Annotated in this window: 11 protein-coding genes; 1 reads left to right on the forward strand and 10 read right to left on the reverse strand. The window is 69.3% G+C overall.

Going from position 1 to position 11,486, the window contains the following annotated elements:
- Positions 1-251: 251 nt before the first annotated feature.
- The 10 genes from DIE12_RS26765 to DIE12_RS26815 all read right to left on the reverse strand — a co-directional run bounded on the left by DIE12_RS26765 (position 252) and on the right by DIE12_RS26815 (position 10,577).
- On the reverse strand, positions 252-443 hold the full coding sequence (locus DIE12_RS26765) for a hypothetical protein (RefSeq protein ID WP_260426906.1): 192 nt from the start codon (positions 441-443) through the stop codon (positions 252-254).
- 86 nt (positions 444-529) lie between these two features.
- Positions 530-1,183: a hypothetical protein gene (locus DIE12_RS26770; RefSeq protein WP_124521992.1), complete on the reverse strand. Its 654-nt coding sequence runs from the start codon at positions 1,181-1,183 to the stop codon at positions 530-532.
- A gap of 809 nt (positions 1,184-1,992) precedes the next feature.
- Positions 1,993-2,766 carry an SDR family NAD(P)-dependent oxidoreductase gene (locus tag DIE12_RS26775; RefSeq protein WP_124521994.1) on the reverse strand — a complete coding sequence of 258 codons (774 nt, stop codon included), beginning with the start codon at positions 2,764-2,766 and terminating at the stop codon, positions 1,993-1,995.
- A 37-nt stretch (positions 2,767-2,803) separates the two neighbouring features.
- On the reverse strand, positions 2,804-4,390 hold the full coding sequence (locus tag DIE12_RS26780; protein WP_124521996.1) for a FadD3 family acyl-CoA ligase: 1,587 nt from the start codon (positions 4,388-4,390) through the stop codon (positions 2,804-2,806).
- A 46-nt stretch (positions 4,391-4,436) separates the two neighbouring features.
- Positions 4,437-5,504 (reverse strand): ferredoxin--NADP reductase, encoded by a 1,068-nt coding sequence (locus DIE12_RS26785; protein WP_124484674.1) that lies wholly within the window; start codon positions 5,502-5,504, stop codon positions 4,437-4,439.
- Between the two features lie 10 nt (positions 5,505-5,514).
- Complete coding sequence (locus DIE12_RS26790) at positions 5,515-5,730, reverse strand: hypothetical protein (protein WP_124492192.1); 216 nt, start codon at positions 5,728-5,730, stop codon at positions 5,515-5,517.
- A 51-nt stretch (positions 5,731-5,781) separates the two neighbouring features.
- Positions 5,782-6,300 carry a flavin reductase family protein gene (locus DIE12_RS26795; protein WP_044845681.1) on the reverse strand — a complete coding sequence of 173 codons (519 nt, stop codon included), beginning with the start codon at positions 6,298-6,300 and terminating at the stop codon, positions 5,782-5,784.
- On the reverse strand, positions 6,297-8,057 hold the full coding sequence (locus tag DIE12_RS26800; protein ID WP_124521998.1) for an FAD-dependent oxidoreductase: 1,761 nt from the start codon (positions 8,055-8,057) through the stop codon (positions 6,297-6,299). Before DIE12_RS26800 ends, DIE12_RS26795 begins: the two co-directional genes overlap by 4 nt.
- Positions 8,058-8,067: 10 nt before the next feature.
- Positions 8,068-9,261, reverse strand: coding sequence for an acyl-CoA dehydrogenase family protein (locus tag DIE12_RS26805; protein ID WP_124522000.1), 1,194 nt, complete (start codon positions 9,259-9,261; stop codon positions 8,068-8,070).
- 176 nt (positions 9,262-9,437) lie between these two features.
- Positions 9,438-10,577, reverse strand: a complete 1,140-nt coding sequence (locus DIE12_RS26815; protein WP_044845714.1) for an LLM class flavin-dependent oxidoreductase — start codon at positions 10,575-10,577, stop codon at positions 9,438-9,440.
- 260 nt (positions 10,578-10,837) lie between these two features.
- Between DIE12_RS26815 and DIE12_RS26820 the strand changes: the two genes are divergently transcribed.
- A complete protein-coding gene (locus tag DIE12_RS26820; protein WP_124484670.1) occupies positions 10,838-11,188 on the forward strand; it encodes a VOC family protein in 351 nt (116 codons plus the stop codon).
- Positions 11,189-11,486 lie beyond the last annotated feature (298 nt).

Here is an 11,486-nt window from a genome sequence, read left to right on the forward strand (position 1 = left end):
GTCCCTCCATCCAGATTGCTATCAATGATAGCGCCAACGCGGTGAATTGCAAGCATTGCTATCATCGTCGTGATCGGACGGAAGCCGGGTGTCGGCGTTGGCCGGCGGCAGCGGACGGCATGAAGCCACCCACGTTCCGCCGTCGGCCCGACGCGTCGAACTGCTGTGATCCAAGGTAATCCAGCCGCGGCGACGAAAAAAGACGGCCGAATGGCCATTCACCGACGGGTGGTCTGCGCTGGAACGGGATGTCAGGCGCGGCGCGGCGTCGAATCCGACGCGCGCCGCACGACCATCACCAGCACCGCGACCAGAATCACGGACGCGATCGACGACATCGTGCCGGTAACGACTGCGACGAACGCCTGGGCCGGCACGGTCCAGGTGAGTGCCAGGACGATAGATTCGAGCCGGTTCGGCCGGACGTTCCGGCAGTCGAGCAACAGGCAACGGGAAGGTCTGCGGATGCGGCCACGGCACGAAAGCGTCGAACGGCCGGAGCGCGGCCGTGCCATAACGCGCGTCCCGCTCAGAACCGGTACGAGATGCCGATCTGCAGCACCGGGTACCACCGATACCGCGACATCACGCGGTTCAGTTCGTCGAGGCCGCTGGCGGTCAGAATCTGGCTCTTCTGCGGTCCGGCCGCGGCGGCGAGTTGCGGCGACAGCGTGTACGAGCAGCGCGGGATGCCGTACGCGACGCCCAGGTCGGCGACGAAACCGAGCCCCTTCGACGCCGGCCGGTGCCCGTAGCCGATCCCGACATACGGCATCACGGTCGGATAGCGTGCCTCCGCGACCGCGTACATCCCGGGGAGCGCCGGATAACGCTTGCCGGCGAACACGTAGGTCCCGTCGGTGGGCACCGACACGCCGCGGATATCGTCGTCGTTGAAGCGCAATCCGATCGTCGCGCGAAAGCCGCTGCCGCGCCACGGAAAGATGTCCGCATACAGGCCGCCTTGCCGCAACTTGATGTCGTCCTGGTAGCGGTTGCCGGCCACCGTGAAGTCATGCGTCAGATTGATCGCGTTGAAATCCGCGTGCGCGCCCAGCACCGAATTGAAGCTGACGGCCGCGCCGATGCCGACGCCCTGCGTGCCGCCCTGCAGGTAGATTTCCTGTGCGTGCGCGCCGGCCGTGACTACCATCGCCAGCGCTGCCCATTGGTTCACTGTCATTTTCACGGGCGTCCCCCCGACATGTGCCGGGCGCGCCGACCCGCCACGTGCAGCGCACGTCGCCACGCGCGGCGGGTCCCCCGGCACGACATCTTGCAAGCAAGCTTGCTGTTTGACGGATCGAGCGTACGATGCCCGTGCGTGCCGCCGATACGACGCAGCGTGTCCGGCACGACGGGCCGCTATCCCGCGGCTCGATCCGATCCCCGATATTTCGATGTCGTTACGTGCCGCTCCCGCGATTTGTCGTTGCCATCAGTCGCGATTGTGTCGAGCGGCCCCGACCTAACCGCAAGGCATGTGCCATGCGGCGCGAACCGGCACGGGACAAGCGTCGCGGCCAAACGTCCGCGGTGATGCGGGGGAGAATCGACGGAAATGTTTCAGGAACGCATCTGTTTTCGGCACGTCAGCACCGTGCCCGATGCAGCGGAGCGATGCATCGGGTGCCGCGACGCGCGCCGGGCAAGCACGCGCGGCTGTCGGCACGCGCGACATCGCAACGGCGTGCAAGCACGTGTGACGTCACGCATGGCAGGAAATGTTTCATCGACGTGACCTCGCGCGAGTCGCGCGTGGTCAGGATGCGAGAAGCGCGCAGCGCGGATCAGGGTGAATACCGAGGACGGTGCGCGCGCAACCAGTTGCCGCCGCGACGGCCGTTCATGCGCTTCGACGCATGCATGCGGGCAGTCGCTCCCGGGCGCCTGCGGCGCGAAGATCCGGGATCGATACGGCGGATTCGGCGCCGAAAGCAACCGAACGTTCGTCTGCCGGGCCCGCTCTCCCGAGCGGGCTCCGCGCATCCGCTACAACCCGTACCCGCCCGAGACGTTCAACTGCTGCCCCGTGATGTAGTTCGCGCGATCCGACGCGAGGAACACCGCCGCACGCCCGATATCGTGCGCCTTCCCCCAGCGCTTGAGCGCGAGCATCTTCTGCGTGTCGTCGATCCACGCCTGGTCGAACTGCCCCTGTTCGAGCAGCACCGGAAACATCCCGGCCTCGATCACGCCGACCAGGATCGAGTTGGCGCGAATCTCGTGACGGCCTTCCTCACGCGCGAGCCCCTTCACCAGCGCCTCGTTCGCCGCCTTCGGCGCGACCGACAAACCGTCGCGATCCGGCCAGCGCAGATGCCCGGCCGAGCCGAGCGTGACGAACGACCCGCCGCCCGACGCACGGAAATGCGGCAACGCGGCCTTCGCCGCATTGAAGAAGCCGACCGTCTCGACCTCGATCGCACGGCGCCAGTCGTCGTGCGTCATGTCGCCGATGCGACGCTGGTTCACGAACGGGCCGGCCGCCCACACGATCGTGTGCACGCGGCCGTGCGCGCCGATCGCGGCCGCGAGCGCGGCATCGATCTGCGCGGGAGCGGTCACGTCCGCGCAATGCGTGGTGGCCGCGACGCCTGCGGCGCACACCTCGCGCGCGACGCGCTCGGCCACCTCGGCCTTGCTGCGGTAACCGAGCGCGACCGGCACGCCGGCGCGCGCGAATTCGAGCGCGACGCCCTGCCCGATTCCGCCGCTGCCGCCGAACACGAGTACCGCGCCCTGCGGAAATCCGTTGTCGTTCATCCGTTCGTCCCGTTGATTTCGTGCCGTGCGCCGGCGTTCAGGCCGCCGCTTCGGTGCCCGCGCGCAGCCGGTACTTCAGCACCTTGCCGGCCGCGCTCGTCGGCAGTTGTTCGACGAACGTGAAATGCCGCGGCACCTTGTAGTTCGCCATGTTGCTGCGCGCCCAGTCGTTCAGTGCGTCGGCATCGATGTGCGCGCCGGGACGCAACACGACATACGCATGCCCGACCTCGCCGAGCCGCGTATCGGGCACGCCGACCAGCGCGACCTGCGCGATCGCCGGATGCGCGGCCAGCAGCCGCTCGATCTCGGCCGGATAGCAGTTGAAGCCGCCGACGATGAACATGTCCTTGATCCGGTCGGTGATCTTCAGGTTGCCGTTCGCGTCGACACAGCCGAGGTCGCCGGTATGCAGCCAGCCGTCGGCGTCGACGGCTTCGCGCGTCGCATCCGGCTGGTTGAAGTAGCCGCGCATCACGTTGTAGCCGCGCACCCAGATCTCGCCGGTCTCGTCCGGCCCGAGCGCCGCGCCGTCCGGCCCCGCGATGCGCAACTCGACACCCGGCATCGGGCGGCCCGACGTACAGGCGACCGTCTCCGCGTCGTCGCCGTGGCGGCACAGCGTCGCGAACCCGCACGATTCGGTCAGTCCGTAGCCGGTCAGCACGGTCTCGAAGCCGAGCTCGGCGCGCATCCGCTCGATCAGGCTCGGCGCGATCGCGGCCGCACCCGTCACCGCGATCCGCAGCGACGACAGGTCGCGCGTCGCGCGATCGGGCGCATCGAGCAGCGCGTAGTACAGCGTCGGCGGGCCGGGCAGCACCGACACGCGTTCGTCGGCGATGCGGCGCAAGACGTCGGCCGGCTGGAACACGAGATGCGGCAGCACGGTCGCGCCGCTCGACAGCGCGGCGAGCCAGCCGGCCTTGTAGCCGAACGTATGGAAGAACGGATTGACGATCAGGTAGCGGTCGTCCCGGCGCACGCCGGCGATCGTCGCCCACGCCTGCGCGGCGCGCAGGTTCTGCCCGTGCGCGGTCATCACGCCCTTCGGGCGGCCCGTCGTGCCGGACGTGAACATCAGGTCCATCACGGTATCCGGCGTCACCTGCGCCTCCCGCTCGCGCACGGCGGCGAGCGGCACCGCCGCGCCGCGCGCGAGGAATGCATCCCAGGTTTCATCGTGCGCGCCGGACGGCGGCTCGCCGTCGAACACGACGACGCGTTCGAGCGTCGCGGGCCGGTGCGGCGCGAGCAGCGCCGGATAGGATTCGCCGAGGAAGGTGCCGCAGCAGAACAGCAGCCGCGCGCCGCCGTCGTGCAGGATGCCGCCCACCTCCATGCCCTTCATCCGCGTGTTGACCGGCACGAGGATCGCGCCGACGGTGTGGATCGCCAGCGCCGCGACGATCCATTGCGGCAGGTTCGGCGCCCATACGGCGATCCGATCGCCGGCGTCGATGCCGCTCGCGAGCAGCGCGCGCGCCGCCTCGAGACGCGCCGCATCGAGTTCCGCGTAGGTCAGCCGGCCGTGCTCCGACTCGATCGCCGGATGCGCGCCGTGGCGCGCGGCAGCCCGCGCGATCAGCGCGGGCGTGGTGAGGATTTCGTTGTCCATCGTCATATGCGTCGAAACAGGGTTGCCGTCGGTGCCATCGACACGTCGCGGCTCAATCGGGGAACACCACGCGCAGCGCGTCGCTCGCGGGCCGCGCGCAGCAGGCGAGCGTCCAGCCCGCCGCGATCTCGTCGTCGTCGAGCACGTGGTTGCTGTCGAGCGTCACCGCGCCGCGTTCGACGCGGCACATGCACGCGCCGCACTGCCCCATCCGGCAGGAATTCGGCGCAGGCAGGCCGGCGCGCAGCATCGCGTCGAGCAGCGTTTCGCCGGGCGCGCTGTCGAACGCGAACGCCTCGCCGTCGAGCACCGTCTCGATCGCCGCGCCTTCACCGTCGCCGTCGCGATCGTCGTCGCCGGACGCCGCCGCCGTTGCGGTCGATGCCGCCGGATCGGCCTGCGCCGGCGCATCGGGCAGCGACGCGAAGCGCTCGACATGCACGCGCGCACGCGGCAGCCCGAGGCCGAGCATCGCGGCGAGCGCGTTCTCCATGAACAGCGCCGGCCCGCAGATGAACGTCTCCTGCTGACTGAACGGCCGCGCGAGTTCCTCGAAATGCCGCTGCAGCGGCACGCCCTGCACGCTGTCGAGCCAGTGGATCACGCGCAGGCGGCCCGGGTGGCGGTGCGCGAGCTGCCGCAGTTCGTCGCGGAAAATCACCGCGCGCTCGTCGCGGTTCGCATAGATCAGCGTCAGCATCCCGCGGCCGTGCACCAGCGCCGATTTCAGGATCGACAGCACCGGCGTGATGCCGCTGCCGCCCGCGAACAGCAGCAGGTCGCCGTCGAGCGTGCGCGGCGTGAAGACGCCGGCCGGCGGCAGCACGTCGAGCGCATCGCCCGCGCGAATGCGGTCGCACAGCCAGTTCGACGCACGGCCGTCGCGCACGCGCTTGACGGTGATCTTCGGCGCCGCGTCGATGCCCGGCGCGCTCGACAGCGAGTAGCAGCGCGCGACGGTCGAGTCCGTGCATGGCACGTTCAGCGTCAGGAACTGGCCGGGCCGATACGCGAACGCATCGCGCAACGCGGCGGGCACGTCGAACACGAACGAGCACGCGTCGTCGCTTTCGGCGATGACGTCGGCCACGGTCAGCCGGTGAAAACGGGGATCGCTCATCGCCGGCTCCTCATGCAGTGCGAGCCGCGCCGGCCGCACCCGCCGAAGCCGTATGCCAGCCGGCTTCTCCCGCACGGCACCGCGCGTCGTTCGACGCCAGCGCCAGCGCTGGCGCTGGCGCAACACCGGCGAACGCGTTCAGCACCTGCGTTTCCGCCGCGCCGATCAACTGCACGAACTCGTGCACGATCGTTGTGTCCGCACCATTCTCGATATTGCGGTTCAATCTGCGTGTCATGGATCGTCTCGTTCCGATGCGGAAAAACGCGCACCGCCGTCACGCGGCCGCGCGGGCCGCGGGCGCGCCGGGCGTCGTGTACGCACCGTCGAGATAGACGAGCGGATCGACGTCACCGCTCATCAGCACCTCGCGAATGCGCCCGATGAACACCGTATGCGTGCCGTATTCGAAGCGGCCGTCCTGCTCGCACACGAGGCTCGCCTGCGAATCGTGCAGATACGGCACACCCAGCGGCGACGTGTGCCACTCGCCGGTCGTGAAGCGCGCCTCGCCCTTCAGACGGCCGCTGCAATCGATCGCGATGCCTTCATGCCGTGCCGACAGCACGTTCACGCAGAACGGTGCCCCCGCATCGAGCGGCGGATACAGCGACGCATTGCGGTTGATGCAGATCAGCAGCGACGGCGGATCGGTCGACAGCGAATCGACCGCCGTCGCGGACATCGAGTAGCGCCGGCCGTCGTGCGCGCTGCTGATGACCGTGACGGAGCGCGCGAGGCGGCGCATCGCGAGCAGCATGTCGGTGCGCAGCGGATGGGTGGTGAGATCGCTCATGGTTGGACTCCGTCAAGTTCTGTCGTGGACGGCCGGGCTGACCGGCCGCCGGCGTCGGCCGCTTGCGCGGCCAGGTGGTCGGCGGCGATGAACCCGAAGGTCATCGCCGGACCAAGCGTCGAGCCCGCGCCGGGGTAGCTCGCGCCCATCACCGATGCACTGGTGTTGCCGATTGCATAGAGGCCGTCGATCGGCGCGCCGTCGGCGCGCAGCACGCGCGCCTGCGCGTCGGTGACGAGCCCGCCCTTCGTGCCGATGTCGCCTGCGTCGATCCGCACCGCGTAGAACGGCGCCTCGTCGACCGGCCCGAGGCACGGATTCGGCCGGTTCTTCGGATCGCCGTAGTACGTGTCGAACAGGTTGTCGCCCTTGCCGAACGCTTCGTCGATACCGGTTGCCGCGTAACGCGCCATGTCGCGCAGCGTGTCGTGCAGCCCGGCCGCATCGACGCCGATCCGCACGGCGAGCGCATCGATCGTGTCGGCTTTCACGAGCACGCCGCGAAACGCGTCCGGAATGCGGGAATCGGGCATCATCGACGCCGGCATGATCGGCCCGCACGGATACTTGCGGCGAAAGCGCGCGTCGAACACCATCCACGCCGGCACGCACGCGCCGGTGCGCGCATGGTCGCGATACATCGCCGGCACGAATTCCGAATACGGCGCGGCTTCGTTGACGAAGCGCTTGCCGAGACCGTTGACGATCACGCAGCCGGGCAGGTTGCGCTCGACGAACAGCGCGCGTTGCTTCTCCTCGCCCGCGACGCCGACCGTAGGCGCGCCCCATACGTGTTCCATCAGCGCAAGCGCGCCGCCGAGCCGGTGGCCTTCGGCGATCGCGTCGCCGGTGTTGGCCGGCGGCGTCGCGCTCCATTGCATCTGCGTCGGTTGCGGCAGGTAGCGTTCGCGCATCGGCTGGTTGCGCTCGAAGCCGCCCGCGCCGAGGATCACGCCGCGCCGCGCGGCGATCGTCACCGGCTGCCCGAAGCGCTGCGCGCGCACGCCCGTCACGCGGCCGTCGACGTCGAGCAGGTCGCGCATCGGCGTGTCGAGCCACACGGGCACGTTGCGCTCGAGCAGCGCGCGGCGCAGCCCGCCGATCAACGCGTTGCCGAGCGTCAGGCGCCGGTCGCGCCGCGTGCGGCGGCGCACGCCGAAATCGAGCCAGTAGCGGCCGAACTGCGCGATCGCGAGCCTCATGAAGCCCGGCCCGCGCGAGAACAGCGTGTGCGCCTCCTTCGACGTCACGGCGACGCGGCCGCCGATCAGCGTGCCGGGCGACGGCGGACGCAGCCGGTCGAGTTCGTCGCCGAGCAGCCCGCCGTCGAACGGCAGCGGATCGAGCGCGCGATAGCCCGGCATCGCGCCCGGCAGCTTCTGGAAATAGTCCGCGTACTTCGGCAGCGCCTGGTAGCGCACCGGCGTCTTCGTTTCGAGGTAGCGCAGCATCTCGGGCGCCTGGTCGAGATACGCGTCGAGCCGCTCGCGCGACGATGCGCCGGCCGTGCACGCGTCGAGATAGCGGCTCGCAGCCTCGCGCGTGTCGGTCGCGCCGAGTTCCGCGATATGGTGATTGCACGGCACCCAGATGCCGCCGCCCGAGACCGCCGACGTGCCGCCGTACAGCGCCGTCTTCTCGATCACGACGACGGACAGCCCGCGGTCGGCCGCGCGGCACGCCGCGAGCAGCGCGCCCGCGCCCGAGCCGACGACCACGACGTCGAACACGTATTGCTGCGCTTGCGTGTCGTTCATCGCCGCCTCGTCAGATGAAGTAGTCCGTGTTCTCGCGGCCGAGCATCACGGCGCCGAGGTTCTGGCCGAAGCGGTCCACGTTGTTCGCGTAGTGCGCGCGGGCCGCGTGCAAGTCGAGGAAGCGGCGCACCAGCGGATTGCGGTGATAGATGCCGTTGCCGCCCGCATAGCGCAGCAGCGCGTTCGCGGCCTGCGCGCAACGCTCGGCGACCTGCGCGGACTGGTAGCGGAAATGCACGCGTCGCTCGATCGACACGGCCGGGCCGCCCGTCACCGACGCCATCAGTTCCGCGAAATTGCGCTTGAGCAGCACCTTCATCTCATCGATCGCGACGGCCGCGTTCGCGCACGCGTTCTGCGCGCCCGGATCGTCGGTCGTCTTCGTGCCGCTGTTGGCCGACACGCGCGTGGCCGCATAGCCGGTGAAATCGTCGAGCGCGCCCTGCAGCGCGCCGATGCACGACGTGCACACCGCGCGCACGAAGATCTGCGCGAACGGCAGCCTGAACAGCGGCGCGTCGTTGACGGCCAGGCCCGGGCTCGTGCCCATCATTCCGTCGATCGCCTTGTGCGTGCGGTACGCGGGCACGAACACGTCGTCGACGACGATGTCGTGGCTGCCGGTCGCGCGCAGGCCGAGCACGTCCCAGTCCTGCTGGATCCGGTAGTCGGATTTCGGCAGCAGGAAGGTGCGGTATTCCGGCGGCTGGCCGGCCTCGGCCGGCGGCACCAGCGCGCCGAGGAACACCCATTCGCACAGCTCGCTGCCGCTCGAGAACTTCCAGTGGCCGGACAGCCGGAAGCCGCCTTCGACCGGCGTCACGCGGCCGACCGGCATGTAGGTCGACGCGATCAGCGTCGCGGAATCCTTGCCCCACACGTCCTGCTGCGCGCGCTCGTCGAACAGCGCGAGCTGCCAGTTGTGCACGCCGACGACGCCGTACACCCATGCCGTCGACATGCAGCCGCGCGCGAGCGCCATCTGGATGTCGAAGAAGGTTTGCGGATCGAGCTCGTAGCCGCCGTAGCGTTTCGGTTGCAGCACCTTGAAGAAGCCGGCGGCCTGCATGTCGGCGATCGTCTCGGCCGGGATGCGGCCCTGCGCTTCCGCCTGCGCGGCGCGGCCGGCCAGCGTCGGCGCGAGCGCCTCGGCCCGGGCGATCAGCGTGGCGGCCAATGCGTTCGAATCGTTGTCGCGATGCACGAATGTCTCCTGTGATACGGAGCGCGCGCGGCGGCGCCCACCCCGGTCTCTCTTTAAGTGATTCGTCGCGGGCGGCGCCGCGAGCGAGGGTCCCTGCCGACGATGGTCGGCTTCGCGCGGCCGCGCCGCATCGTCCGAAGGGACGACGGGCGCGACGTGGCGCGACACGCCTCGCCTTATGCGCAGGCGCGCTCCTGTTCCTTGTTGAAGAACGGGATCACGTGCTCGCCGATGTTGCGGATCGTCTCCATCTGCGCGTCGTGCGGCACCGTGCCCATCTGGCACAGGAACAGCACTTCGTCGACGCCCGCTTCCTGCAGGCGGCCCACGTAGCCGATGCAGTCGTCCACCGTGCCGTACGCATGGTTCGGGTTCATCATCGCGAGCGCCGGATCGGCGAAGTTCACGACGACTTCCTCCGACGCGAAGCGCGAGCGGATCACCATCTCGCCGGTATCGGCCTGCACGAGGTCGTCGCCCCACTTCGCCGGGTCCGGACGCTCGCCGCCCGTGTACCAGTACGCGAGCGATTCCATGAAGTAGCGCTGGCCACGGATGCCGATCTTGCGGGCCTTCTGGCCGTCGGCCATCACGACCGTCGGGCACAGCGCCGCGAGGTGCTGGGTCGGGCGGAAGCCGACCTGGTCTTCCGGCTTGCGGTTCGCCCACGCTTCGCGATAGATCGCGTTCTTCTTCGCGACCTCATCGGGCCCGCCGAAGCCGAGCACCAGCGCGCCCATACCGCGCTGGCCGGCGCGCAGCAGCGCGTCGGTGTTCGTGCAGGCGAGGTACATCGGCGGATGCGGATCCTGGAACGGCTTCGGATGGATCGGACGCTTCGGAATCTTGATGTACTTGCCGTCGTGCTCGATCTCGTCCTGCACGAACATCTTCGGCACCAGGTACATCGACTCGTCGATCATCGGCTGCAGTTCGTTGAGGTCGTAGCCGAACGCGCCCGCTTCCTGCTGGCTGCCGCCCTTGCCGACGCCGAAATGCACGCGGCCGCCCGACAGGATGTCGAGCAGCGCGACGCGCTCGGCGACCTTGATCGGATGGTTCATCGCCGGCGGCAGGCACACGACGCCGTGACCGAGGCCGATGCGCGTCGTGCGGCCGGCCAGGTACGCAAGGAAGGTTTCCGGCGCGCTCATGTGCGCATAGTTGGTCAGCGACGTGTGCTCCACGCACCAGATCGTGTCGAAACCGACCTGCTCGGCCAGCAGCGCCTGTTCGACCGTCTCCTTGAACACCCGGTGGTCGCCCTCGCGCGATGCGTCGGTGGTCTGGGCTTCGTAGATGAGGGAAAACTTCATTGCGTGCGTCTCCATGTATGTTGGACGAGTCGGGGTCGCGCAGGCCGCCCGCACGATACGGACGAATAGCGACGGTCCACGGATGGGAGTGTCGGCGCGCGGGCCCGCCCGGGCATCGTCTGTTTGGAGTAACGGCACGCATGCGGGGACAGAGGGGTTTCACCGTCGTCCGATCGGACTGCGTCGCGGCCGGCACCGCGCGCTAGCATCGAACGACGGTGCGGTGCGCGCCGGGCACATCACGACAAGGGAGAGAGGGAATGAAGGTATCGATGCTGCTGTACCCGGTCGACGACATCGACACGGCGCTGCCGCTGTTCGTCGACGGACTGGGCCTGAACGTGAAGTTCCGCGACGGCGACCGCTATTGCGCGCTCGACGGCGGCCCGCTGACGATCGCGCTGGTCGCCGGCGACGAGCAGATCGTCGAGCGCGCGGCGCTCACGCTGCGGGTCGATGAGGATGACGACCTTTACGCGGCGATGGCGCGGGTCGTGAAAGCCGGTGCGTCGGTGCGCGTGCCGGTGCAGGCCGGCCCGCACGAATACCGCGCGGTGCTGGAGGACAGGAACGGCGCGCTGCTGGTGCTTTCGCAGAAACGCGCGGCATGACACGGCGGTGCGTGGTGCGTGGTGCGTGGTGCGTGGCGCGCGGACCGGCCGGCGGGGACCCGGCCGGATGCCGCGCGACGCGTCGCTGTCCGATAACAACGTGCGCTACGCGCCTTGATCGACCGCGCCGGGCGCGCGCAGGTCGCTGGTTTCCGGTAGCTCGAGCAGCGTGCCGGCCGGCTGGCCGAGCCGCTTCGCGGCGCGCGCGATGCATTCGACGTCGGGCAGCGCGGGCGGCCGGTCGCCGTTCAGCGCATCGATGCATCTTCCCGATGACCACCGGAATCGGTACCATCGA

This window comes from Burkholderia sp. Bp9015 (assembly GCF_003853505.1).
Taxonomy (GTDB): domain Bacteria; phylum Pseudomonadota; class Gammaproteobacteria; order Burkholderiales; family Burkholderiaceae; genus Burkholderia.